This window comes from Virgibacillus sp. DJP39 (genome assembly GCF_049310925.1).
Taxonomy (GTDB): domain Bacteria; phylum Bacillota; class Bacilli; order Bacillales; family Amphibacillaceae; genus Virgibacillus_F.
The window spans coordinates 12,592-37,970 of record NZ_JBMERP010000021.1 but is presented as its reverse complement, the minus strand read 5'-3'; the positions used below and the strand labels follow the sequence as shown (position 1 = coordinate 37,970).

The 25,379-nt window shown below is 39.7% G+C and carries 31 protein-coding genes; all 31 read right to left on the bottom strand.

The window, feature by feature from the left end; genetic code table 11:
• Nucleotides 1–166 precede the first annotated feature (166 nt).
• On the bottom strand, nucleotides 167–820 hold the full coding sequence (locus tag ACOI1D_RS09160; RefSeq protein ID WP_422500971.1) for an adenylate kinase: 654 nt from the start codon (nucleotides 818–820) through the stop codon (nucleotides 167–169).
• 33 nt (nucleotides 821–853) lie between these two features.
• Entirely contained in the window at nucleotides 854–2,149 is a 1,296-nt protein-coding gene (gene secY / locus ACOI1D_RS09155; RefSeq protein WP_422500970.1) for a preprotein translocase subunit SecY, read from the bottom strand.
• Nucleotides 2,149–2,589, bottom strand: coding sequence for a 50S ribosomal protein L15 (gene rplO, locus ACOI1D_RS09150; protein ID WP_422500969.1), 441 nt, complete (start codon nucleotides 2,587–2,589; stop codon nucleotides 2,149–2,151). Before rplO ends, secY begins: the two co-directional genes overlap by 1 nt.
• A gap of 30 nt (nucleotides 2,590–2,619) precedes the next feature.
• A complete protein-coding gene (gene rpmD, locus ACOI1D_RS09145) occupies nucleotides 2,620–2,802 on the bottom strand; it encodes a 50S ribosomal protein L30 (protein WP_422500968.1) in 183 nt (60 codons plus the stop codon).
• 13 nt (nucleotides 2,803–2,815) lie between these two features.
• Nucleotides 2,816–3,319 (bottom strand): 30S ribosomal protein S5, encoded by a 504-nt coding sequence (gene rpsE / locus ACOI1D_RS09140; protein WP_422500967.1) that lies wholly within the window; start codon nucleotides 3,317–3,319, stop codon nucleotides 2,816–2,818.
• 24 nt (nucleotides 3,320–3,343) lie between these two features.
• Nucleotides 3,344–3,706 (bottom strand): 50S ribosomal protein L18, encoded by a 363-nt coding sequence (gene rplR / locus ACOI1D_RS09135; RefSeq protein ID WP_422500966.1) that lies wholly within the window; start codon nucleotides 3,704–3,706, stop codon nucleotides 3,344–3,346.
• Nucleotides 3,707–3,738: 32 nt separating this feature from the next.
• On the bottom strand, nucleotides 3,739–4,275 hold the full coding sequence (gene rplF, locus ACOI1D_RS09130) for a 50S ribosomal protein L6 (protein WP_422500965.1): 537 nt from the start codon (nucleotides 4,273–4,275) through the stop codon (nucleotides 3,739–3,741).
• A gap of 30 nt (nucleotides 4,276–4,305) precedes the next feature.
• On the bottom strand, nucleotides 4,306–4,704 hold the full coding sequence (gene rpsH / locus ACOI1D_RS09125) for a 30S ribosomal protein S8 (RefSeq protein WP_089060904.1): 399 nt from the start codon (nucleotides 4,702–4,704) through the stop codon (nucleotides 4,306–4,308).
• Nucleotides 4,705–4,733: 29 nt separating this feature from the next.
• Nucleotides 4,734–4,919 (bottom strand): type Z 30S ribosomal protein S14, encoded by a 186-nt coding sequence (locus ACOI1D_RS09120; protein ID WP_003322624.1) that lies wholly within the window; start codon nucleotides 4,917–4,919, stop codon nucleotides 4,734–4,736.
• A gap of 31 nt (nucleotides 4,920–4,950) precedes the next feature.
• Nucleotides 4,951–5,490 (bottom strand): 50S ribosomal protein L5, encoded by a 540-nt coding sequence (gene rplE / locus ACOI1D_RS09115; protein ID WP_422500964.1) that lies wholly within the window; start codon nucleotides 5,488–5,490, stop codon nucleotides 4,951–4,953.
• 26 nt (nucleotides 5,491–5,516) lie between these two features.
• Nucleotides 5,517–5,828 (bottom strand): 50S ribosomal protein L24, encoded by a 312-nt coding sequence (rplX, locus tag ACOI1D_RS09110; RefSeq protein WP_422500963.1) that lies wholly within the window; start codon nucleotides 5,826–5,828, stop codon nucleotides 5,517–5,519.
• A 37-nt stretch (nucleotides 5,829–5,865) separates the two neighbouring features.
• Nucleotides 5,866–6,234, bottom strand: a complete 369-nt coding sequence (gene rplN / locus ACOI1D_RS09105; RefSeq protein WP_404450873.1) for a 50S ribosomal protein L14 — start codon at nucleotides 6,232–6,234, stop codon at nucleotides 5,866–5,868.
• Nucleotides 6,235–6,283: 49 nt separating this feature from the next.
• The gene (rpsQ, locus tag ACOI1D_RS09100; protein ID WP_422500962.1) at nucleotides 6,284–6,547 is read right to left on the bottom strand and encodes a 30S ribosomal protein S17; all 264 of its coding nucleotides are present in this window, start codon (nucleotides 6,545–6,547) and stop codon (nucleotides 6,284–6,286) included.
• A 27-nt stretch (nucleotides 6,548–6,574) separates the two neighbouring features.
• Nucleotides 6,575–6,775 (bottom strand): 50S ribosomal protein L29, encoded by a 201-nt coding sequence (gene rpmC / locus ACOI1D_RS09095; protein ID WP_422500961.1) that lies wholly within the window; start codon nucleotides 6,773–6,775, stop codon nucleotides 6,575–6,577.
• The gene (gene rplP, locus ACOI1D_RS09090) at nucleotides 6,765–7,199 is read right to left on the bottom strand and encodes a 50S ribosomal protein L16 (RefSeq protein WP_422500960.1); all 435 of its coding nucleotides are present in this window, start codon (nucleotides 7,197–7,199) and stop codon (nucleotides 6,765–6,767) included. Before rplP ends, rpmC begins: the two co-directional genes overlap by 11 nt.
• A gap of 18 nt (nucleotides 7,200–7,217) precedes the next feature.
• Entirely contained in the window at nucleotides 7,218–7,859 is a 642-nt protein-coding gene (rpsC, locus tag ACOI1D_RS09085; protein WP_422500959.1) for a 30S ribosomal protein S3, read from the bottom strand.
• 3 nt (nucleotides 7,860–7,862) lie between these two features.
• Nucleotides 7,863–8,204, bottom strand: coding sequence for a 50S ribosomal protein L22 (rplV, locus tag ACOI1D_RS09080; RefSeq protein WP_422500958.1), 342 nt, complete (start codon nucleotides 8,202–8,204; stop codon nucleotides 7,863–7,865).
• A gap of 18 nt (nucleotides 8,205–8,222) precedes the next feature.
• Nucleotides 8,223–8,501 carry a 30S ribosomal protein S19 gene (gene rpsS, locus ACOI1D_RS09075; RefSeq protein ID WP_422500957.1) on the bottom strand — a complete coding sequence of 93 codons (279 nt, stop codon included), beginning with the start codon at nucleotides 8,499–8,501 and terminating at the stop codon, nucleotides 8,223–8,225.
• Between the two features lie 56 nt (nucleotides 8,502–8,557).
• On the bottom strand, nucleotides 8,558–9,388 hold the full coding sequence (gene rplB, locus ACOI1D_RS09070; protein WP_422500956.1) for a 50S ribosomal protein L2: 831 nt from the start codon (nucleotides 9,386–9,388) through the stop codon (nucleotides 8,558–8,560).
• Between the two features lie 31 nt (nucleotides 9,389–9,419).
• Entirely contained in the window at nucleotides 9,420–9,707 is a 288-nt protein-coding gene (rplW, locus tag ACOI1D_RS09065) for a 50S ribosomal protein L23 (protein ID WP_422500955.1), read from the bottom strand.
• On the bottom strand, nucleotides 9,707–10,330 hold the full coding sequence (gene rplD, locus ACOI1D_RS09060; protein WP_422500954.1) for a 50S ribosomal protein L4: 624 nt from the start codon (nucleotides 10,328–10,330) through the stop codon (nucleotides 9,707–9,709). The genes rplW and rplD overlap by 1 nt, the downstream gene beginning before the upstream one ends.
• Before the next feature lie 26 nt (nucleotides 10,331–10,356).
• Nucleotides 10,357–10,986 (bottom strand): 50S ribosomal protein L3, encoded by a 630-nt coding sequence (gene rplC / locus ACOI1D_RS09055; RefSeq protein ID WP_422500953.1) that lies wholly within the window; start codon nucleotides 10,984–10,986, stop codon nucleotides 10,357–10,359.
• A 32-nt stretch (nucleotides 10,987–11,018) separates the two neighbouring features.
• The gene (rpsJ, locus tag ACOI1D_RS09050; RefSeq protein ID WP_422500952.1) at nucleotides 11,019–11,327 is read right to left on the bottom strand and encodes a 30S ribosomal protein S10; all 309 of its coding nucleotides are present in this window, start codon (nucleotides 11,325–11,327) and stop codon (nucleotides 11,019–11,021) included.
• 601 nt (nucleotides 11,328–11,928) lie between these two features.
• Nucleotides 11,929–13,119, bottom strand: a complete 1,191-nt coding sequence (gene tuf, locus ACOI1D_RS09045; protein ID WP_422500951.1) for an elongation factor Tu — start codon at nucleotides 13,117–13,119, stop codon at nucleotides 11,929–11,931.
• Nucleotides 13,120–13,223: 104 nt separating this feature from the next.
• Complete coding sequence (gene fusA / locus ACOI1D_RS09040; RefSeq protein ID WP_422500950.1) at nucleotides 13,224–15,302, bottom strand: elongation factor G; 2,079 nt, start codon at nucleotides 15,300–15,302, stop codon at nucleotides 13,224–13,226.
• Nucleotides 15,303–15,342: 40 nt separating this feature from the next.
• Nucleotides 15,343–15,813, bottom strand: a complete 471-nt coding sequence (gene rpsG, locus ACOI1D_RS09035; RefSeq protein WP_089530259.1) for a 30S ribosomal protein S7 — start codon at nucleotides 15,811–15,813, stop codon at nucleotides 15,343–15,345.
• A gap of 90 nt (nucleotides 15,814–15,903) precedes the next feature.
• Nucleotides 15,904–16,317 carry a 30S ribosomal protein S12 gene (gene rpsL, locus ACOI1D_RS09030; RefSeq protein WP_422500949.1) on the bottom strand — a complete coding sequence of 138 codons (414 nt, stop codon included), beginning with the start codon at nucleotides 16,315–16,317 and terminating at the stop codon, nucleotides 15,904–15,906.
• Between the two features lie 147 nt (nucleotides 16,318–16,464).
• Nucleotides 16,465–16,719 (bottom strand): 50S ribosomal protein L7ae-like protein, encoded by a 255-nt coding sequence (locus ACOI1D_RS09025; protein WP_422500948.1) that lies wholly within the window; start codon nucleotides 16,717–16,719, stop codon nucleotides 16,465–16,467.
• Nucleotides 16,720–16,850: 131 nt separating this feature from the next.
• Complete coding sequence (rpoC, locus tag ACOI1D_RS09020; protein ID WP_422500947.1) at nucleotides 16,851–20,468, bottom strand: DNA-directed RNA polymerase subunit beta'; 3,618 nt, start codon at nucleotides 20,466–20,468, stop codon at nucleotides 16,851–16,853.
• A gap of 194 nt (nucleotides 20,469–20,662) precedes the next feature.
• Nucleotides 20,663–24,199, bottom strand: coding sequence for a DNA-directed RNA polymerase subunit beta (rpoB, locus tag ACOI1D_RS09015; protein WP_422500946.1), 3,537 nt, complete (start codon nucleotides 24,197–24,199; stop codon nucleotides 20,663–20,665).
• A gap of 527 nt (nucleotides 24,200–24,726) precedes the next feature.
• Nucleotides 24,727–25,329, bottom strand: a complete 603-nt coding sequence (locus ACOI1D_RS09010; RefSeq protein WP_422500945.1) for a class I SAM-dependent methyltransferase — start codon at nucleotides 25,327–25,329, stop codon at nucleotides 24,727–24,729.
• Nucleotides 25,330–25,379: the final 50 nt, after the last annotated feature.

The following is a 25,379-nucleotide window of genomic DNA, read 5'->3' as shown; positions in this document are numbered from 1 at the left end:
CTTCACTTAGGCTATAGTTTAAATGCTACCTTTATTTAAGGCTATATTTCAAAAGACTAGTAACATCCTGTGCCACTTTACTATCAGTATACGTTTATCTTTTACCACGACATATATTATACCTTTTAACAAACAGAAATGCACACATCCTGTAGAATTATACAGTTTACAATGCTAACTTTTCTAACTTTGCTTGAATATCCTGGAATACTACATCAATATCCTTGTCTCCATTAATGCTCACAAGATATCCTTTTTCCTGGTAAAAGTCTAGAAGTGGTTTCGTTTGTTTGATATTAACATTCAAACGAGTTTTTACCGTTTCCGACGTATCATCTTTACGTTGGATCAGCTCGCTGCCATCCTTGTCACATATACCTTCCTCTTTAGGAGCGTTATACATGACATGGTAGGTAGACCCGCATGTCGGACAGATTCTACGACCAGTAAGACGTTTCACTAATTGTTCTTCTGGAACATCTACATGCAGTACATAGTCTATGTCCTCGTCCATGTTGGTCAAAAGCGCTTGTAAAGCCTCAGCTTGAGCGATTGTTCGTGGAAACCCATCTAATAAGAAACCATTTTGACAATCATCCTTACCCAAGCGCTCTTCAACTATACCGATTGTTACTTCATCAGGAACAAGATCACCTTGGTCCATAAATTCTTTCGCTTTTATTCCAAGGTCTGTTCCTTCTTTAATTGCTAAACGGAACATATCTCCTGTCGAGATATGAGGGATGTTATATTTGTTACTTATTTTCTCTGCCTGGGTACCTTTACCAGCACCTGGTAGACCCATTAAAATTAAATTCAACAATTTTCCCCTCGCTCTCATTGGTAACAAGTATTACTTTATAAAACCTTTGTAATGGCGTTTCACCAGTTGGCTTTCTAATTGTTTCATTGTCTGCAACGCAACACCTACAACGATTAGTAAACTTGTTCCGCCGATCTGTATAGCGGTAGGTAGTTTTGCCAAACCGCCTAATACGATAGGTAGTACAGAAACTGCTGCGAGGAATATAGATCCTACAAAAGTAAGACGATACATAACTCGTGTTAGATAGGTTTCTGTATTCTTCCCTGGACGAATCCCCGGAATATATCCACCCTGTTTTTGTAAATTCTCAGCCATTTGTTCTGGATTGACCTGAACAAATGTATAAAAATAGGTGAAAGCAATAATTAATGCGACGTATATAACCATTCCGATTGGTTGCGTATAATCAAAAACAGTTACAATAGTTTCCGCAATTTCATTACCTTCGAAGAAACCAGCAATTGTTCTTGGTGCAATAATAAATGCAATAGCAAAAATTACTGGGATAACTCCTGCAGCATTAACCTTTAACGGTAAATGAGTAGAGTGACCACCCACCGGTGAACGGTTGACCAATTTTTTTGCATATTGAACAGGTATTTTCCGCAATGCTTGTTGAATGAATATCACTCCAACAACGACCGCGATTACAACTAAGGCAATCATTGCTACAATTACGATATTGATAAACAATTCATCACCAGGATTAACAAAATACTGACTATATAATTGGTTAACACCATTCGGAACTGCAGCTACGATACCAGCAAAGATTAATATGGATATACCATTCCCAACACCATTTGCAGTTATTTGTTCACCAAGCCACATTAGAAAAGTTGTTCCACTTGTTAGAACAATGGCAATAACTAGAAATGTAAGAACGCCTGGATTCATGATTAGTTGCCCGCCTGCCATTGCATTAAAACCAATAGACATGGCAATAGCTTGAACAAATGCAAGTGCAACTGTTCCATATCTTGTGATTTGGGCTAATTTCTTACGACCCATTTCTCCTTGTTTCTTCCACTCGGTAAATTTCGGTACAACATCCATTTGAAGTAATTGCATGATGATTGATGCTGTGATATAAGGCATAATTCCCATTGCGAAAATAGAAAAGTTTTGTAATGCCCCACCACCAAATGTGTTTAGAAACCCAAATACATTTCCTTGACCCATAATGTGTTCAATTGCATCTTTATCGGTATATGGCACGGGAATAAAAGTGCCTAGACGGAATACAATCAGCATTAATAATGTGAATATGATTTTCCGTCTGATATCAGCCACGCGCATAAAATTGGAAATTGTACGGAACATTAAATCACCTCTGTTTGACCGCCCGCTGCTTCAATTGCTTCCTTAGCTGAAGCAGAGAACTTATGAGCTTTTACAGTAAACTTCTTCTCAACAGTACCATTACCAAGTATTTTAATACCTGCTTTTAGTTTACTAACTACACCCTCTTCAAGAAGAAGTTCTGGTGTAATTTCTGTACCATCTTCAAATCGGTTTAAAGTGTCAAGATTAACTACAGCAAATTCTTTACGATGAATATTCGTAAATCCACGTTTTGGTAAACGTTGGAATAATGGCATTTGTCCACCTTCAAAGCCCGGACGAGTTCCACCACCTGAACGTGAATTCTGACCTTTAGTTCCTCTACCGGAAGTTTTTCCGTTACCAGATGACATTCCGCGACCTACACGATTACGTTCTTTACGACTTCCTTTTGCTGCCTTCATTTCATGAAGTTTCATACGAGCACCTCCTCTTTACGCTTGTGATAATTAAACTTCTTTAACCGCTACTAGATGAGATACTTTGTTAACCATACCGCGCACGGCTGGAGTATCTTCACGAACTACGGATTGACGAATCTTTTTTAGTCCTAATGATTGAACAGTGTGCTTTTGCACTTCTGATCTTCCAATAACACTGCGCGTGAGGGTGATTTCTAATTTTTTAGACATAGTATTTCCCTCCTTATCCTAACAGTTCTTCTACAGACTTTCCGCGTAGTTTTGCAACTTCTTCTGCACGTTTCAAGTTTGTAAGTCCATTTAATGTAGCACGAATCATATTAATTGGGGTATTGGATCCAAGTGATTTAGTCAAAATATCACCAACACCAGCAAGTTCTAAAATCGCACGTACAGGTCCACCAGAGATAACTCCAGTACCTTCTGCAGCAGGCTTCATTAATACATTACCTGCGCCAAACCTACCATTAATCTGATGTGGTATTGTAGTTCCAACAATTGGTACAGTGATTAAGTTTTTCTTAGCGTCATCAACTGCTTTTTTAATTGCTTCTGGTACCTCTTGTGCTTTACCAGTACCGAAGCCTACGTGACCATTTTTATCTCCGACTACTACCAATGCAGCAAAACGGAAACGACGTCCACCTTTAACAACTTTTGCAACACGGTTAATCGTTACAACACGTTCTTCAAGATCTAATTTGTTCGGATCTATGCTTGTACGCATGTATGTCCCTCCTTTATCTATCGATTAAAATTCAAGACCTGCCGCGCGGGCAGCATCTGCCAATGCTTTTACACGTCCATGATAAAGGTAGCCTCCACGATCGAAGACGATCGATTTGTAACCTTTATCCTGGGCACGTTTAGCGATTAATTCTCCGACTTTCTTAGCGGCTTCAACGTTACCAGCAGCTTCAACTGTCAATTCTTTATCTGTACCAGAAGCACTTGTAAGTGTTACTCCGTTAACATCGTCAATTAATTGTACATAAATGTTCTTATTTGAACGATATACATTTAAACGCGGGCGTTGTTCTGTTCCAAAAAGGTTTTTACGAACACGCTTTTGTCTCTTTTTACGCAATCTATTTTTGTCAGGCTTTGTGATCATCTAGGTCACTCCTTTCTGCTCCCTAACCACTATTACTTAGCAGTTTTACCTTCTTTACGGCGTACAAATTCACCTTGGTAACGAATCCCTTTACCTTTATAAGGCTCAGGTGGGCGAATTGCACGGATTTTAGCAGCAACTGCACCAACTAATTCTTTATCTATTCCCTTAACAATCATTTGTGTGTTTTTAGGAACTTCTATATCAATACCTTCATTAGATTCAAGTTCAACTGGGTGTGAATAACCAGCGTTAACAACGACTTTATCGCCTTGTTTCTGCGCACGGTAACCAACCCCGACAAGTTCAAGGTTCTTTTCAAATCCTTTGTGAACTCCTACAACCATATTGTTGATAATACTGCGAGTTGTGCCATGTAAAGCGCGGTGGTCCTTGTTATCACTTGGACGTTCAACAGTTAATACATTACCTTCAATAACAACCTTCATATCAACATGAATAGGTCTTGATAGTTCGCCTTTTGGGCCTTTAACTTTAACAATATTTCCATCTACCTTAACTTCCACACCATCTGGAATTTCAACTGGCTTAAGTCCTATACGAGACATTTACGTGCACCTCCTGTCTTAAAATGTTAATTACCAAACATATGCTAGAACTTCGCCGCCAACAGCTTGAGTACGTGCTTCTTTATCAGATAACACACCTTTAGATGTTGAAACAATAGCTATACCTAAACCGTTTAGTACACGTGGCACCTCATCAGCCTTTGCATAAACACGTAGTCCTGGTTTGCTTATACGTTTGATACCTGTTATTACTCGTTCGCTACTTACACCGTACTTAAGGAAAATACGCAGAACACCTTGCTTATTATCTTCAATGAATTCATAATCACGTACAAAACCTTCACGTTTTAATATATCAGCAATTTCTTTTTTCATTTTAGAAGCCGGAAGCTCTAGTTTTTCATGGCGTACCATGTTTGCATTACGAATGCGAGTAAGCATATCTGCGATTGGATCTGTCATAACCATTACTTATTACCTCCTTCCCAAATCGGGTTTTACCAGCTTGCTTTTTTGACACCAGGAATTTGACCCTTATGGGCAAGTTCTCGGAAACAAATACGGCATAGTTTAAATTTACGAATTACTGAATGTGGACGGCCACAGCGTTCACAACGCGTGTACTCTTGCACTTTATATTTCTGTGTGCGTTTTTGTTTCGCAATCATCGATTTTTTAGCCACAAATTTTCCCTCCTTGTATTAGCTTCTAAGCTTATTTTTGGAAAGGCATGCCTAGCTGAGCTAAAAGTTCACGTGCTTCTTCGTCAGTATTTGATGTTGTTACAATTACAATATCCATACCACGCACTTTATTTACGTTATCGTAGTTGATTTCTGGGAAAATTAGTTGTTCTTTAACACCTAAAGTATAGTTTCCGCGGCCATCAAAAGCCTTTTTAGAAATCCCACGGAAGTCACGAACACGTGGAAGTGAAACCTGCACAAGTTTTTGTAGAAATTCGTACATGCGTTCACCACGAAGGGTTACTTTTGCTCCGATTGGCATTCCTTCACGTAAACGGAATCCAGCGATTGATTTTTTCGCGCGAGTTACCATTGGTTTTTGTCCAGAAATTAATGCTAATTCTTCAACAGCACTGTCTAAAGACTTCGTGTTCTGAACTGCATCACCGACACCCATGTTTATAACGATTTTCTCAACACGAGGTGTTTCCATTACGGATTTATAATTAAATTTATTCATCAAAGATGGCATTACGTCATCCTGATATGTTTGTTTTAATTCATTCATCATGTCGCCCTCCTTTCGTCGCTAAATTATTTATCTAATGCTTCACCGGATTTTTTAGCGATGCGGACTTTCTTTCCATCACGTTCTTCGAATCCAACACGAGTTGGCTCTCCGGATTTAGGATCAATTGGCATTACGTTAGAAACATGAATTGGCGCTTCTTGGTTTAAAATTCCACCTTGTGGATTATCTTGTGAAGGCTTGGCGTGTTTCTTAACCATGTTAATTCCTTCAACAAGCACACGATCTTTTTTTGGATATGCTTCTAATATAGTGCCTTGTTTTCCACGGTCTTTACCGGAAATCACTTTTACTTTATCACCTTTTTTTACATGCATGCTTAGCGCACCTCCCTATAAGGCTTTTCATTACTACTTATAATACTTCTGGTGCTAGAGATACGATTTTCATGAATTTTGCATCGCGTAATTCACGTGCTACTGGTCCGAAAATACGAGTCCCTCTTGGACCTTTATCATCACGAATGATGACTGCAGCATTTTCATCGAAACGAATATATGATCCATCTTTACGACGCATACCACTCTTCGTACGTACAATTACTGCTTTAACTACTTCACCTTTTTTGACAACGCCACCAGGTGTTGCTTGTTTCACAGTACAAACAATTACATCACCGATGTTAGCAGTCTTGCGTCCAGAACCTCCTAGTACCTTAATAGTAAGTACTTCGCGCGCTCCCGAGTTATCTGCTACTTTTAAACGAGTCTCTTGTTGAATCATGTCGTTGTGACCTCCCTTCGGATACCTTCCGAGCGAACCCGAACTTTAATTAAATAATTACTGCTTCTTCGACTACTTCAACTAAACGAAAACGCTTTGTGGATGACAATGGACGAGTTTCCATGATACGTACCACATCGCCAGTTTTAGCCTGGTTATTTTCATCATGTGTTTTGAATTTCTTAGAATACTTTACACGCTTACCGTATAATTTATGAAATTTATACGTTTCAATCAATACGGTGATAGTTTTATCCATTTTATCTGACACTACACGACCTGTGTACTCTTTTCTATTATTACGTTCACTCATTATGAGGCTAACCCCCTCTCTAAGTTTCTAGTTATTTACACTTAGTTCACGATGACGAGCAACTGTTTTTAAGCGAGCAATGGACTTACGAACTTCACGAATACGTGCAGTGTTTTCCAAAGATCCTGTTGCTAACTGAAAGCGTAAATTAAATAGTTCTTCTTTTAGCGTTTTTACCTTTTGTTCAATTTCGGCAGTGGTTAGTTCTCTGATTTCATTAGCCTTCATTGATTTCACCACCAATTTCTTCACGTTTTACGAACTTAGTTTTAATCGGTAGTTTATGAGAAGCAAGACGTAAAGCTTCACGTGCAACTTCCTCACTAACACCCGCAATTTCAAACAAAATTTTACCTGGTTTAACTACTGCTACCCATCCTTCAGGAGCACCTTTACCGGAACCCATTCGAACTTCAAGGGGTTTTGCAGTATATGGTTTATCTGGGAAAATCTTAATCCAAACTTTACCGCCACGTTTCATGTAACGAGTCATTGCGATACGTGCAGCTTCAATTTGACGGTTGGTAATCCATGATGCTTCAAGTGCTTGCAAACCATACTCACCAAAAGCTACAGTTGTGCCACCTTTTGCTTGACCTCTCATTTTACCACGATGTTGTTTACGATATTTAACACGCTTGGGCATTAACATAATGCATATCCCCCTTCCTTATTTTGTGTTTTTAGTTGGAAGGACTTCTCCACGATAGATCCACACTTTAATACCTAACTTACCATAAGTAGTATCTGCTTCTGCTGTACCATAATCGATATCAGCACGCAATGTGTGTAGTGGTACTGTTCCTTCACTATAATGTTCCGCACGAGCGATATCTGCTCCACCTAAACGTCCGGAAACTTGTGTTTTAATTCCTTTTGCTCCACCACGCATAGCGCGTTGAATAGATTGCTTTTGAGCACGACGGAATGAAATACGGTTTTCTAATTGACGAGCAATATTATCTGCGACTAGCTTAGCGTTCAAATCTACCTTTTTAACTTCAACGATATTGATGTGAACACGTTTGCCAGTTAGACTGTTTAATGATTTACGAAGAGCTTCAACCTCGGAACCGCCTTTACCAATTACCATACCAGGCTTACCAGTATGAATAGTGATGTTTACACGGTTTGCTGCACGTTCGATTTCAATAGAAGAAACAGCAGCAATACGTAAACGGTTCTCCAGATATTCTCTTATTTTAATATCTTCGTGAAGTAAGTCTGCATAGTCTTTGCCAGCATACCATTTTGACTCCCAGTCACGAATGACACCGACACGAAGACCTATTGGATTTATCTTTTGACCCACTGACTATCCCTCCTTCTTTTCTGATACAACCACTGTTACATGGCTTGAGCGTTTATTGATTTTACTTGCACGTCCTTGAGCACGTGGACGGAAACGTTTTAAAGTTGCTGCTTCATTTACGAATGCTTCTGAAACAATTAGGTTATCTGGATCCATTTCGTAGTTATGCTCTGCATTTGCAATGGCAGAATTAAGAACTTTTTCTACGACTGGAGATGCACCACGTTGAGTAAGGCGTAAAATAGCTACCGCTTCCCCAACTTTTTTTCCTCGAATTAAATCTACTACTAAACGTACTTTACGAGGAGCAATACGAACAGATTTTGCAACGGCTTTAGCTTGCATGTTGAGTGCCTCCTCTCATTAGCGTTTTGTTTTCTTATCATCGCCAGCGTGTCCTTTATACGTACGTGTTGGCGCGAATTCACCTAATTTATGTCCGACCATATCTTCTGTAACATAAACCGGTACGTGTTTACGTCCGTCGTATACTGCTACAGTATGACCTATAAATGTAGGGAAAATAGTTGAACGACGAGACCAAGTTTTTACTACCTGTTTCTTGTCATCTTCATTTAATTTGTCGATCTTTTTCATTAGATGGTCATCTGCAAAAGGTCCTTTTTTTAAACTACGACCCATGGATAAACCTCCTTTCGCAATTGAGGAACGGAGTTAATATCCGTTCTATTATTCCGTTATTTTTTACGCTTACGAACGATAAATTTACTAGAAGGTTTGTTACGTTTACGAGTTTTGTACCCAAGAGTTGGTTTACCCCAAGGAGACATTGGTGATTTGCGTCCGATTGGAGCGCGTCCTTCACCACCACCGTGTGGGTGATCGTTAGGGTTCATTACAGAACCACGTACAGTTGGGCGCTTGCCTAACCAACGGGAACGTCCTGCTTTACCAATTTTGATAAGCTCGTGTTCGATGTTACCAACTTGACCAATTGTAGCACGACAAGTCGAAAGCACTAAACGTACTTCTCCAGATGATAAACGCACTAGCGTATATTTCTCTTCGCGTCCAAGAATTTGTGCTTCAGCACCAGCAGACCTTGCGAGTTGTCCGCCACGTTCAGGCTTCAATTCTACATTGTGAATTATAGTACCCACTGGAATGTCTTGAAGTTGAAGTGAATTGCCGACTTTAATGTCCGCTTCTTTACCAGACTCGATTTCCTGACCAACTTTAATTCCTTTAGGAGCTAAAATATATCTTTTCTCTCCATCAATGTAATTAATTAATGCAATGTTAGCAGAACGGTTTGGATCATACTCAATCGTAGCAACGCGTCCACGTATACCATCTTTATCACGTTTGAAGTCAATCAGACGGTACTGACGTTTATGGCCACCACCTTGATGACGAACGGTTAATTTACCTTGGTTATTACGTCCGCCACGGTTGTGGAGCGGGCTTAACAAGGATTTCTCTGGTTTATTAGTTGTAATATCCGCAAAATCAGAAGTTGTCATTCCTCGTCTACCGTTAGTGGTAGGTTTGTACTTCTTAATCGCCATCTTTTTTCCCTCCTTCACATGTTTCTAGTTTTTAGCCTTCGAAAAAGTCTAGTTCTTTACTATCCTCTGAAAGCTGTACAATAGCTTTTTTGCGATCGGAACGGTATCCGCCGTAACGACCCATGCGCTTGAACTTACCTTTTAGATTCATTGTATTTACTTTTATGACTTTAACACCAAAAACTAATTCAACAGCATCTTTGATCTCTGTTCTATTTGCTTTTGGGTATACTTCGAAAGTATATTTTCTGTCTGACATTAAATCAGCAGTGTTTTCTGTAATGACAGGGCGCTTAATAATATCACGTGGATCTTTCATTATGCAAGCACCTCCCCTGCTTTTTCAGCTGCATCCTTCGTTAAGATCAGCTTGTCATGCAAAAGCAAGTCTAAGACGTTAACCTGTTCAACAGTAAGTACTTTTACTGATTGAAGGTTATTTGCAGAACGAATTACGTTCTCATCTTTATCTGCTGTTACGATTAACACTTTTGTATCAACGTTAAGTGCCGCAAGCAAACTTACTACTTCCTTCGTTTTAGGAGCGTTAATTGCTAAACTTTCTAAAACAACTAAGTTATCCTCTTTTACTTTAGAAGAATAAGCTGATTGAAGTGCTAAACGACGAACTTTTTTTGGAAGCTTATAGCTGTAGCTGCGTGGTGTAGGTCCGAATACTACTCCGCCACCAACCCATTGTGGTGCACGAATCGTACCTTGACGAGCACGACCAGTACCCTTTTGACGCCATGGTTTACGACCACCGCCACGTACATCGGAACGATTTTTAACTGCGTGTGTACCTTGACGCATAGATGCACGTTGCATAACTACCGCATCATGTAATACATGTTCATTTGGCTCAATACCAAATACAGAATCATTCAATTCTACTTCTCCAGCTTGTGAACCATCTTGTTTTAATAGTGCTACTTTAGGCATGACATATCCTCCCTTCGTTTATGTGATTAGTTAGCCTTTATTGCACTCGTAATTTTCACGAATGATTTTTTTGCACCAGGAACGTTACCTTTAATTAATAGAAGGTTGCGTTCGGTGTCAACATTGACTACCTCTAGGTTTTGGATAGTTACGTTTTCGCTACCCATGTGACCTGGCATTTTTTTACCTTTGAAAACCCGCATTGGGTCAACTGCGCCTAATGAACCTGGAGATCTGTGGAAGTGGGAACCGTGTGACATTGGACCACGATGGAAATTGTGGCGTTTAATCGCCCCTTGGAATCCTTTACCTTTTGATTTACCAGATACATCAATTTTGTCGCCTGCTTTGAAAACATCAACGCTTACTTCTTGACCTACTTCATACTCATCAAGTTTCGCGTCACGGAATTCACGAACGTAGCGCTTAGTGCTAGTGCTTGCTTTTTCAGCATGACCTTGCTTAGCTTTATTGACGTGCTTGCCTTTTGCTTCTGCAAAACCAAGTTGAATTGCTTCATAACCATCATTCTCTAAAGTTCTTTTTTGTAAAACCACGTTAGCCTCAGCTTGGATTACAGTTACTGGAACCAGTTCACCGTTTTCAGAAAATAATTGAGTCATGCCGATTTTACGACCTAAGATTGCTTTCGTCATCCGTTACACCTCCTATAGTAAATACATTATTTTTATAATTTGATTTCAATATCCACACCCGACGGTAAGTCAAGACGCATTAACGAATCAACAGTCTGCGGTGTTGGATCAACAATGTCGATTAAACGCTTATGTGTACGCATTTCGAATTGCTCGCGAGAATCTTTGTATTTGTGCACCGCACGTAATACAGTATAAATAGATTTTTCAGTAGGCAGTGGAATAGGTCCTGAAACATTAGCACCAGAACGCTTAGCTGTCTCTACAATCTTCTCAGCTGATTGATCTAGAATACGGTGATCATAAGCCTTTAAACGAATTCTAATCTTCTCTTTTGCCATTATTTTCCCTCCTTTTCGTCCATTTTCTAATAGACATTCTCCGTGAAAATTTCTCAATCACCCGCCATGGCAAAGGGGCCGGGTGTATCAACAACCTTTCACTTCATCGCCTTTTATGACCAACATTCTCATTATATAGAATAAACGCGGCCGATGCAATACATTTTTTAAATAACGTATTCGCACATCTATGTATTATACAAAGTTTTTTAATAGAATGCAAGAGGTTAGGCATATTTTTTTGGGACTTGTTTTAGTAAATGAAAATAAGTGATGATTAACACGTTTAGAAAGCACCTTTCTAAACGTGTTGCTTAGAAGTAGCGACTTAGTATTCACTCGAGTTTGGTGATTAAAATTCGAGCAGCATATTGCAGAATTCGAGCATTGTTGTATGAAAGTCGAGCACTGAACATTTGGTGCTCGATTTCTACTGATCGATGCTCGAAATTTTGATTTGGTGCTCGATTTCTTCCGGTTGATGCTCGATTTTTAGAAACAGTCGGATTATCATCAAGATTTGCGACGAGAAAGCTAGTTGTACTTACCCATTAAAAAAAGCAGGTAGCGTCGTCACGCTACCTGCTTTTTTATCTATAACTTACTTTTGGATATTTGATACAACGCCAGATCCAACTGTACGTCCACCCTCACGGATAGAGAAACGTGTACCGTCTTCAATTGCGATTGGTGAAATAAGTTCTACACTCATTTCAATGTTATCGCCAGGCATAACCATTTCAACGCCCTCTGGTAACTGGATTACGCCAGTTACGTCAGTAGTACGGAAATAGAACTGCGGACGATAGTTTCCGAAGAATGGAGTATGACGTCCACCTTCTTCTTTTGATAATACGTAAACTTCAGATTTAAAGGTTGTATGTGGAGTGATTGTACCTGGCTTAGCAAGTACTTGACCACGTCCGATATCATCACGGGATACACCACGTAGTAGTGCACCAATGTTATCACCAGCTTCAGCATAATCAAGAAGCTTACGGAACATTTCAACACCAGTTACAGTTGTTTTAGCTGGTCCTTCGTTAAGTCCGATAATTTCAACATCATCACCGACTCTAACTACACCACGCTCAACACGACCCGTTGCAACTGTACCACGGCCTGTAATTGAGAAAACATCCTCAACAGGCATCATGAATGGTTTGTCAGTATCACGTTCAGGAGTTGGAATATACTCATCAACAGCATCCATCAATTCAATGATTTTTGCTTCGTATTCTTCAACGCCTTCGATTGCCTTCAAAGCAGAACCTTTAATAACTGGAACGTCATCACCAGGGAAGTCATACTCAGTTAATAGATCACGTACTTCCATTTCTACTAGTTCAAGAAGTTCTTCGTCATCTACCATGTCAGTTTTGTTAAGGAATACTACGATTGACGGAACACCAACATTACGTGAAAGCAAGATGTGCTCACGAGTTTGTGGCATTGGACCATCTGCAGATGATACTACTAAGATAGCGCCGTCCATTTGTGCAGCACCAGTGATCATGTTTTTAACATAGTCAGCGTGACCTGGACAGTCAACGTGCGCATAGTGACGAGCATCTGTTTCGTACTCAACGTGTGAAGTGGAGATTGTAATTCCACGTTCTTTTTCCTCTGGAGCACCATCAATTTGGTCATAAGCCATTACTGTACCTTTACCAGATTTCTTGTGCATTACAATTGAGATTGCAGCTGTTAATGTTGTTTTACCATGGTCAACGTGTCCAATAGTACCAATGTTTACATGGGCTTTCGAGCGGTCAAATTTTTCTTTAGCCATTTATAGTTCCTCCTTCAAATAAATAAAAGTAAATTTTAGATTCATACAGCGCTAATTTCTTAGCCTATAATTAGAGTTATACTTGAGAATCTTTGAAAAATCAATTATTCACCAGCATTTTTTTTGATAATTTCTTCAGAAATGCTTTTTGGCACTTCTTCATAATGATCAAAGTGCATTGTAAATGTTCCACGGCCCTGTGTGTTTGAACGCAATGCTGTTGCGTAACCAAACATTTCAGATAGCGGTACAAATGCTTTAATTACTTGAGCAGGTCCACGCGCTTCCATACCCTCTACACGGCCACGACGAGATGTTACATCTCCCATGATATCTCCCATGTATTCTTCTGGAATTACGATTTCTACTCTTTCAAGTGGCTCAAGAAGAACTGCTTTACATTTTGTTTTTGCAGCCTTAAGTGCCATTGATCCTGCTATTTTAAATGCCATCTCGTTCGAGTCAACATCATGATAGCTACCATCATATAGTGTCGCTTTGATATCTATTAATGGATAACCAGCTAATACACCATTTTGTGTCGCTTCTTTAATACCGGCTTCAACTGAACCAATGTATTCTCTTGGTACTGAACCACCGACAACTTTGTTTTGGAATTCAAATCCAGCACCTTCTTCGTTTGGCTCAAATTTAACCCAAACGTGTCCGTACTGTCCACGTCCACCTGACTGACGAACAAATTTACCTTCGACTTCAGCAGATCCACGGAACGTTTCACGATAAGCAACCTGTGGTGCACCCACGTTTGCATCTACCTTGAATTCACGTCTCAAACGATCAACAATAATGTCTAAGTGAAGCTCGCCCATACCAGAAATAATTGTTTGACCAGTTTCTACGTTAGTTTCAGTTCTGAAAGTAGGATCTTCTTCAGCGAGTTTCCCTAAAGCAATTGACATTTTGTCTTGGTCAGCTTTTGTTTTAGGTTCAATAGCTACACCGATAACCGGTTCTGGGAAGTCCATAGCTTCTAGGATAACAAGTTCTTTCTCATCACAAAGTGTATCCCCTGTAGTAGTATCTTTTAAGCCAACCGCTGCAGCTATCTCACCAGAATAAACAGTTGAAATCTCTTGACGAGAATTCGCATGCATCTGTAGGATTCGCCCAACACGCTCGCGCTTATCTTTTACAGAGTTTCTTACATATGAACCAGAATCTAAAGTTCCAGAATATACCCGGAAGAATGTTAACTTACCAACGAATGGGTCTGTCATTACTTTAAATGCTAGCGCAGAGAAAGGAGCACTGTCATCAGCTTTACGTTCCACTTTTTCTTCAGTACCTGGTATGATACCTTCGATTGGTGGTACATCAGTTGGTGCAGGCAAGTAATCAATAACACCATCAAGCATTAATTGAACACCTTTGTTTTTAAATGCTGACCCACAAAATACTGGGTAAAACTCAACATTCAAGGTAGCTTCACGAATTGCTTTTTTAAGCTCATCGTTTGAAACCTCTTCACCTTCAAGGAACTTCATCATTAAAGTTTCATCTAGTTCAGAAACTGCTTCAATCAATCCTGCACGTAACTCTTGTGCTTGTTCTAATAAATCAGCAGGGATTTCACGTGTTTCAGCGCGAGTTCCCAAGTCATCTTCATAATAAAAAGCAGTCATTGTAACAAGATCAATAATTCCCTCAAAGTCATCTTCAGCACCTATCGGTAATTGAACCGGGTGTGCATTTGCACCTAAACGTTCAGTGAGAGTTCCTGTGGAATACATGAAGTCTGCACCAAGTTTATCCATTTTGTTAATAAACACAAGACGAGGTACGCCGTATGTTGTAGCTTGGCGCCACACTGTTTCTGTTTGTGGTTCTACACCTGATTGTGCATCAAGTACTGTTACCGCTCCATCAAGTACACGTAATGAACGTTCTACTTCAACTGTGAAGTCCACGTGTCCTGGTGTATCAATGATGTTTATACGGTGCTCTTTCCATGCAGCAGTAGTTGCAGCAGACGTAATTGTGATTCCACGCTCCTGCTCTTGCTCCATCCAGTCCATTTGAGAGGCACCTTCATGGGTTTCACCAATTTTATGAATACGTCCTGTATAGAAAAGAATACGCTCAGTAGTAGTGGTTTTACCTGCATCAATATGCGCCATAATACCAATATTGCGTGTCTTTTCCAAGGAGAAATCTCTAGCCATGTATTCTTCTCCTTCCTAAGAAAATGTTATTTGTTTTATCCTACCAGCGGTAGTGAGCGAATGCTTTATTTGCTTCCGCCATTTTGTGCATTTCTTCTCTCTTCTTAACAGCAGCTCCAGTGTTGTTTGAAGCATCTAGAATTTCGTTAGCAAGGCGTTCTTCCATTGTCTTTTCTCCGCGTAGTCGTGAATAATTCACAACATAGCGCAGGCCAAGTGCTTGGCGACGTTCTGGGCGAACCTCCATCGGTACTTGGTAGTTTGATCCACCAACACGACGTGCGCGTACTTCTAATACTGGCATTACGTTTTTCATTGCTTGTTCAAAAACTTCCATTGCGTTTTGTCCACTACGTTCTGCAATTAGTGTAAATGCATTATAAAGAATTTTTTGCGCTTTTCCTCGTTTCCCGTCAATCATGATTTGGTTGATTAAACGAGTAACTAGTTTTGAATTATAAAGTGGATCCGGCAAGACATCGCGTTTAGGTATTGGTCCTTTACGTGGCATATGTCCTCCTCCTTTCTCTGAATGGTAGTGATTAACCTTTGTTGCTCATGCACCGCAGCTAAACTGCTTTATGGGCGCTGAAACTTTTCTTTACTTTTTAGGGCGTTTTGTACCGTATTTTGAACGGCCTTGAGCGCGTCCTTGAACACCAGCAGTGTCTAAAGCTCCACGTATAACATGGTAGCGAACACCTGGTAAATCCTTTACACGTCCACCACGGATCAATACAACACTGTGTTCTTGTAGATTGTGTCCAATCCCAGGAATATATGCTGTTACTTCCATGTTGTTTGACAAACGTACACGTGCGTATTTACGAAGTGCAGAGTTTGGCTTCTTAGGTGTTAGTGTACCAACACGAGTGCACACGCCACGTTTTTGTGGTGAGTTTTCATTCGTGAATTTCTTTTTAAAGCTGTTGTACCCTCTATTAAGTGCTGGAGAGTCAGACTTTCTTGGTTTGTTTACACGGCCTTTACGTACAAGTTGATTTATAGTAGGCATTTGATTATCCTCCCTTCTTATTTACAAAATTACTGGTAAAAATAACGACTAACAACCACCGTAATAAATCCATCCTGTAATACCACATATCCAGGTGGTTCATCATTTAGCAAAAAACAAAGCCTTCGCGATATTTCACCGCCAAAACTAATTTTTTTTAATTGCTACAGTAGATGCGCCAACGTCAATGCCACAAGCGGTTCCTAGCTTTTTCATGGAATCTACGTGGTGACACATAATGTCTAGCTCTTTTGCTAAATCAGCTACCTTTTGAGTTAGTTGTTTATCAGCGTCATCAGCAAGAAACACTTCACTTACATGTCCATTTTTCATGGCTTTAAGTGTTTGCTTCGTTCCGATTATTAGACGTGACTGTCCTTGGGTTACTTTTTCATAAGACATTCATATATCCTCCAAAGCAACAAGTATAATCAGAAGCACCCTGAATATAGTATCATCCCAGTTTTTTTATGTCAACTCAAATTTTACTATTTATGTGCTTCTGATCATTACAACACTTGTTTAACTTTAATTTAGTTTACTGTTTCAGTTTCTGCTTCTTGATTTTCATCTGCTTTTTCTTGTAAATCGTCTAATGAAGCTTCAATTTTACGGTAGCGTTGCATTCCCGTACCAGCAGGAACAAGTTTACCAATAATAACATTTTCTTTCAAACCTAACAGTTCATCTCGTTTACCTTTTATCGCTGCATCTGTTAGGACGCGTGTTGTTTCCTGGAACGAGGCTGCTGATAAGAATGAATCTGTTTCAAGAGATGCTTTTGTAATACCAAGTAATACCGGTTTACCTACAGCAGGCTGCTTTCCATCAACTATGATACTGTGGTTTGCTTCCTTAAATTGATGGATCTCCAGTAATGATCCTGGAAGAACAGCTGTATCTCCTGATTCAACTACACGTACTTTACGTAGCATCTGGCGAACCATAACCTCGACGTGCTTATCACCGATTTCCACACCTTGCATGCGGTATACACGTTGAACTTCACGTAGTAGATAGGTTTGCACTCCATCAACGCCTTGCACTTGAAGAAGCTCTTTTGGATCAATAGAGCCTTCAGTTAGTGCTTGCCCAGCGATAACTTTATCGCCTTCAGCTACTTTGACTCGGGCATTGTACGGAACTGCATACGCCCGTTGCTCAACTTCACCCTGAACAATGATCTCCTGCTTATCTTTAACTTCTTTAATTTCATGTACGGTACCCTGAAGTTCACTAATAATAGCCTGACCCTTAGGGTGACGCGCTTCAAATATCTCTTGGATACGCGGTAAACCTTGTGTGATATCGTCTCCGGCAACTCCACCTGTGTGGAAAGTACGCATGGTTAACTGTGTACCAGGCTCACCGATAGATTGAGCAGCAATAATACCTACTGCTTCTCCTACTTCAACTTCATCACCTGTTGCAAGGTTACGTCCGTAACATTTCTGACATACGCCGTGCTTCGTATTACAAGTGAATGCAGAACGTATTGTTACTTCCTCAATTCCAGAGTCAACAATAGTTTTTGCCTGATCTTCTGAAATCACGTTGTCATCTTCTATAATCACTTCGCCTGTCTCTGGGTGGCGAACAGTTTCAAATATAGTACGACCAATCAAGCGGTCAATCAGTGGTTCAATCAATTCCGCGCCGTCTCTAATTGCAGAAACTTTTAGTCCTCTATCTGTACCACAATCTGCATCGCGAACAATAACATCCTGTGCAACGTCAACCAAACGACGAGTTAGGTAACCTGAGTCAGCTGTCTTAAGTGCTGTATCGGCAAGACCTTTACGAGCACCGTGAGTAGAAATAAAGTACTCAAGTACAGTTAAGCCTTCACGGAAGCTTGATTTAATCGGTAACTCGATAATACGTCCAGCCGGGTTAGCCATTAGTCCACGCATACCAGCAAGCTGTGTAAAGTTAGATGCGTTACCCCGTGCTCCAGAGTCACTCATCATAAAGATAGGGTTTCTCGGGTTAAGGGATTTCATCAATTTAGACTGAATATCGTCTTTTGCTTGTGACCATATAGCAATCACTCGGTCATAACGTTCTTCTTCTGTTATAAGACCTCTACGGAATTGCTTCTGAACATTATCAACTTTTATCTGTGATTCCTCAACGATTACTTCTTTTTCCTTTAGTACCACAATGTCGGAAATACCAACTGTCATACCAGCTTTTGTTGAGTAACTAAAGCCAAGATCCTTCATGCGGTCAAGCATTTTAGAAGTCTCGCTGATTTTAAATCGTTTAAATACCTCTGCGATTATATCCCCTAAAATACCTTTTTTAAACGGTAAAATAGTGTCGCGTTTTTGGATTTCTTCTTTAATGTTAGTTCCCTTTTCAACAAAGTAATGGGGCGGTGTACGAACCTCAAGATTACTTTTAGTTGGTTCATTAATATAAGGGAATGACTCTGGTAAAATCTCATTAAAAATTAACTTTCCTACCGTGGTTAGCAATAGTTGGTTTTGCTGTTCTTCCGTAAAAGTTTTGTTGTTTAAGCTACTTGCTTGAACAGCAACTCTAGTATGAAGATGAACATAACCATTTTGGTATGCAATTAATGCTTCGCTTGTATCCTTAAAGACACTACCTTCACCAACAGCTTTTTCGCGTTCCAATGTCAAATAATAGTTACCCAAAACCATATCCTGTGATGGCGTAACAACTGGCTTACCATCTTTTGGATTTAGTATATTTTGAGCAGCTAACATTAAAATACGTGCTTCAGCTTGCGCTTCTGCAGATAATGGTACGTGTACAGCCATTTGGTCACCATCGAAGTCAGCGTTATATGCTGTACAAACTAGTGGGTGCAAACGAATTGCACGGCCTTCTACTAATGTTGGTTCAAATGCCTGAATACCTAATCTATGCAATGTAGGTGCACGGTTTAATAAAACTGGATGCTCACGAATTACTTCTTCTAAAACATCCCACACCTCTGGATGAACACGTTCAATTTTACGTTTAGCAGACTTAATATTGTGCGCTAATCCACGTCCTACCAATTCTTTCATTACAAATGGTTTGAATAATTCAAGCGCCATTTCTTTTGGCAGTCCACACTGATACATTTTCAAGCTTGGTCCTACAACGATAACGGAACGGCCAGAATAGTCAACACGTTTACCCAATAGATTCTGACGGAAACGACCTTGTTTCCCTTTCAGCATGTGTGAAAGTGACTTTAATGGTCTATTTCCCGGACCTGTTACCGGACGTCCTCGACGACCATTATCTATTAAAGCATCAACAGCTTCTTGTAACATACGTTTTTCGTTTTGCACAATAATGCTTGGAGCACCCAAATCCAATAAGCGCTTCAAACGATTGTTGCGGTTAATAACACGTCTATAAAGATCATTAAGATCAGACGTTGCAAAACGCCCACCATCGAGCTGTACCATCGGACGAATTTCCGGAGGTATAACTGGTAACACATCAAGTACCATCCATGAAGTATCATTACCAGAATTACGGAATGATTCTAATACTTCTAAGCGCTTGATTGCACGTGTTCTTCGTTGTCCCTTTGCAGTCTTTAATTCTTCTTTTAATCCAACAACCTCTTTTTCAAGGTCGATATCATGTAGAAGTTTACGAATTGCTTCAGCACCCATTTGAGCTTTAAAGGATTTACCGTATTTATCGTAATATGCGCGGTATTCTTTTTCTGATAGCAACTGTTTTTTCTCAAGAGGGGTATTACCTGATTCCGTAACGATATACGCCGCAAAATAGATAACCTCTTCCAATGCACGTGGAGACATGTCTAAAACAAGTCCCATTCTACTTGGAATCCCTTTAAAATACCAAATGTGTGAAACTGGAGCTGCGAGCTCAAGATGACCCATACGTTCACGCCGCACTTTCGCTTTTGTAACTTCCACTCCACATCGATCACAGACAACGCCTTTATAACGTACACGTTTGTACTTACCGCAATGACATTCCCAGTCCTTTTGTGGTCCGAAAATACGCTCACAGAATAAGCCGTCTTTCTCTGGTTTTAATGTACGGTAGTTAATAGTTTCAGGTTTCTTTACCTCGCCGTATGACCACGAGCGAATTTTTTCTGGTGAAGCTAAACCGATTTTCATATACTCAAAGTTATTTACATCTAGCAAGGGGCCAACCTCCCTTTTAGTGTCCGAATTTACCATTTATTAGAAATAACCCGCCACTAACTTTGTCTTAAATGATAGATGACGAGGTATTTCTTAAGCTGCACTTTCGGTGAACAGAATAATATGATAAAGCCGGAGATGTTATCCTCTATAAAACTTGCCATTTTACAGAGATTAACGCTCCATTGCTTCTATTACTTTTCTTCTATTTCTAAGTTAAGTTTGCTTGCCGCTTCTGTTTCTTCTTCCTCTAACTCACGTAACTCTATTTCTTTTTCATCACTTGATAACATTTTCACATCTAAACCAAGACTTTGAAGCTCTTTAATTAATACTTTAAATGATTCTGGAACTCCTGGCTCCGGAACATTGTCGCCTTTCACAATAGCTTCATACGTCTTCACACGACCAACGATGTCATCTGATTTAACAGTAAGAATTTCTTGTAAAGTGTATGCTGCACCATATGCTTCAAGAGCCCATACTTCCATTTCACCAAAACGCTGTCCACCAAATTGTGCTTTACCACCAAGTGGTTGTTGCGTAACTAATGAATATGGTCCTGTTGAACGTGCGTGAAGCTTATCATCTACCATGTGTGCAAGTTTGATCATATACATGACACCTACAGATATACGGTTATCAAATGGTTCACCGGATCTTCCGTCATACAAGATTGTTTTCGCATCTTTTGGCATGCCTGCTTCTTGCAGTGTTTCCCATACATCTTCTTCACCTGCACCATCAAATACAGGAGTTGCAACATGTATGCCCAATGCGCGTGCAGCCATTCCTAAGTGTAACTCAAACACTTGTCCGATGTTCATTCGTGATGGTACCCCAAGTGGGTTAAGCATAATATCAACTGGAGTTCCATCTGGCATAAACGGCATGTCTTCTTCAGGTAATATTTTTGAAATAACACCTTTGTTACCATGACGTCCAGCCATTTTGTCACCTTCGTGTATTTTACGCTTTTGCACAATATAAGCACGAACTAGCTGATTCACACCTGGTGGCAGCTCATCTCCATCTTCACGATTGAAGATCTTAACATCTAAGACAATTCCTCCTGCGCCATGCGGCACACGAAGAGACGTATCACGGACTTCACGGGCTTTTTCGCCAAAGATAGCATGCAATAACCTTTCTTCTGCAGATAACTCGGTAACCCCTTTTGGTGTTACTTTTCCAACTAAAATATCACCATCAGTTACTTCTGCACCAACACGTATAATTCCCTGTTCGTTAAGATCCTTCAATGCTTCTTCCCCAACATTTGGAATATCACGTGTGATTTCTTCAGGTCCAAGCTTTGTATCACGGGCTTCTGATTCGTATTCTTCAATATGGATCGAAGTATATACATCATCTTTCACCAATCGTTCGCTCATGATAATCGCATCTTCATAGTTATACCCTTCCCATGTCATGAAACCAACAAGAACGTTGCGGCCTAGTGCTAGTTCGCCGTCTTCCATTGATGGTCCATCAGCAAGGATTTCGCCTTTTGTTACACGGTCACCTTTACTTACGATTGGCCGTTGATTATAACAAGTACCTTGGTTAGAACGTATATATTTTTGTAAGCGATATTGTTCTAGATCGCCTTTTACCTCTTTACCGTCCACTTCAGATATTCGACGGATGTGAACCTCTTTTGCTTCAACATGCTCCACAATACCTGGGTTTTGACAGATAACGGCAGCCCCTGAATCCTTACCAGAAACGTATTCCATTCCTGTTCCAACAATTGGAGCTTCTGGTTGCATTAATGGAACTGCTTGTCGTTGCATGTTAGCACCCATCAATGCACGGTTGGAGTCATCGTTCTCTAAAAATGGAATACAAGCCGTTGCAGCTGAAACAACCTGCTTAGGTGATACATCCATATAATCAACGTTTACTCGTGGTACAGCAGTGTTTTCCCCGCGGAAACGTGAAATTACTTCATCATCAATAAAGTGACCAGTTTCATCTAACCTAGCATTAGCCTGTGCAACCACATAATTATCTTCTTCATCAGCTGTCAAATAATCAATTTGGGCTGTTACTAATCCCGTGTCAGGATCAACCCGACGATATGGTGTTTCAATAAAGCCAAATGCATTAACTTTTGCATAGCTTGATAGCGAGTTGATCAGTCCGATGTTTGGTCCCTCAGGCGTTTCAATCGGACACATACGACCATAATGTGAGTAATGAACGTCTCGCACTTCAAATCCAGCACGTTCACGCGTTAAACCACCTGGTCCTAAGGCAGATAGACGACGCTTGTGTGTTAGCTCTGCCAATGGGTTTGTTTGATCCATAAACTGCGAAAGCTGTGAACTTCCAAAAAACTCTTTTATTGAAGCAATTACCGGACGAATATTTATTAGTTGTTGTGGTGTAACGCTTGAAGTGTCCTGAATTGACATACGTTCACGAACAACACGTTCCATCCTGGATAGCCCAATACGGAATTGATTTTGCAATAATTCCCCAACTGAACGTAAGCGACGATTACCTAAATGGTCAATATCATCAGTATCCCCTACGCGATGTAGTAAGTTAAAGAAATAACTAACAGACGATAAAATGTCGGCTGGTGTTATGTTCTTAATCTTCTTATCTACATTTGCGTTTCCTGTTACATTCAATACACGTTCTCCACTTGGGTCGGTAGGATCAACAATTTTAATTGTTTGTAGCTTGATAGGGTTATCTATAACACCCTCTTGCAGCTCAACTTCGTGCCCGCCAACTTTATCCTCTTCTTGCTCCAAGTACGGAATAATCTTATTTAATAATCTACGTTCTAATTTATCACCTTTTTGTGCAAGAACCTCACCAGTTTCCTTATCGACAATCGGTTCAGCAAGCACCTGGTTAAACAAACGGTTTTTAATATTTAACTTTTTATTCATTTTATAACGACCAACACGAGCTAAGTCGTATCGCTTAGGATCAAAGAAACGTGAAACTAACAGGTTTTTAGCATTTTCAACGGTAGGCGGTTCTCCTGGACGAAGTCGCTCATAAATTTCCAATAATGCTTTTTCAGTAGTTTCTGTATTGTCTTTGTCTAAGGTGTTTTTTAAGTATTCATTTTCGCCTAGCAAATCAATAATTTCTTGATCTGTACTAAAGCCGAGAGCACGCAGAAGTACTGTGATAGGTAATTTACGTGTTCGATCGATACGGACATAAGCAACGTCTTTAGCATCTGTTTCAAATTCAAGCCATGCTCCACGGTTTGGAATCACGGTTGCAGTAACACCACGCTTACCGTTTTTATCGATTTTTTCATTATAATAAACACTAGGCGAACGAACGAGTTGCGATACGATAACACGCTCGGCTCCATTAATAACAAATGTCCCTGTGTCTGTCATAAGAGGAAAGTCTCCCATAAACACTTCTTGTTCCTTCACTTCACCAGTTTCATTGTTTATTAAACGAACCTTCACGCGAAGTGGAGCATTATACGTAACGTCTCGATCCTTTGATTCAGCTACAGGATACTTTGGATCCTCTAAACTATAATCAACAAATTCTAGTGATAGATTACCTGTAAAATCTTCAATTGGTGAAATGTCTTTGAACATTTCTTTCAAACCTTCTTCTAAAAACCACTGATAAGAAGCGGTTTGAATTTCGATTAGATTTGGTAATTCTAACACCTCGCTAATACGCGCGTAACTTCTGCGTTGGCGGTGCCGTCCATACTGAACTAGTTGACCTGTCAACTGCTTCACCCCTCAAATCAAGCATTCTTCAACCTTCCCCTTTACAGGGTACATTGCTGAAAAATGATTATTATATTAGAAAAACACACTAAAGTTATAGTAATATATTAGTAATGTTTTTCAGATCTTAACAATGTCATGTGATGTATTGCTTTGAACTCTAGTTTGGCAAAGCAATCTATCCCTATACACATACTGAACAAACTTGTAATATAAATAATCACAAGTCTTTCTCTTTTAAACCTTACGGAAAGTAAAGATCATACTTTTATGGCACAATCCTTCATCGGCACAAAAAATCAACTGTTTAAGTAGGATTCTTCCACAATTGATCTAGTTATTTCTTTCTAACTTAAGTAAAAAGAAAAAAGGTTTTTCTAGAAAAAACCTTATGTGTATTTAGTTTTTTTCTTTACCATTGTCTCCGAATACCGATGAAATATACGTTTCTTATATAATGAAAATTCTTCTTGACAAAGAAAGTCCATCTTAGCATTTTATTATGTTATCATAAGTAATTTGCAAGGTCAAATATTAATGGCTCTAAATAGAAAGTATCCTTTATCTTTTGCAACGACTTCCACATTCCCAAATACACTTGTTACCTTTTCTTTAGCTGAAGGGGCACCTTGCTTTTTTTGAATAACTATCCAAAATTCACCACTTTCATCTAATACCCGCCTGCTTTCTTCTATCATAGCATGAACAACCTGTTTGCCAGCTCTGATCGGAGGGTTCGTAACGATTGATGCAAATGTATAGTCGGCTAGGTTTGAAAAACGATCGCTCTTTACAAACTCCGTATTTCTTACCTTATTTTGTTCCGCGTTTTGTTCAGCAAGCTTAATTGCTCTCTCGTTGACATCAGCGAAAACCACTTTTCGATCCGGATACGTATCTGCTATAGTAATACCTATTGGACCATAGCCACAGCCAAGGTCTAGCACGCTACCAGATTTATTTGGTTCCACAAAATGGTCTATTAACAACCGTGAACCATAATCAATTTCATTTTTGGAAAAAACACCATAGTCACTAGTAAATGTATACTCTTTTTCTCGTAACTGATAGCTCCATGTCTTGGGTGAACTTTTAGATTGGGGTTTTTGTGAAAAGTAATGCTCGGACATTCCAGCACCTACTTTGTTGTGTTTTATATTACAGAAGATAATATTGAGAG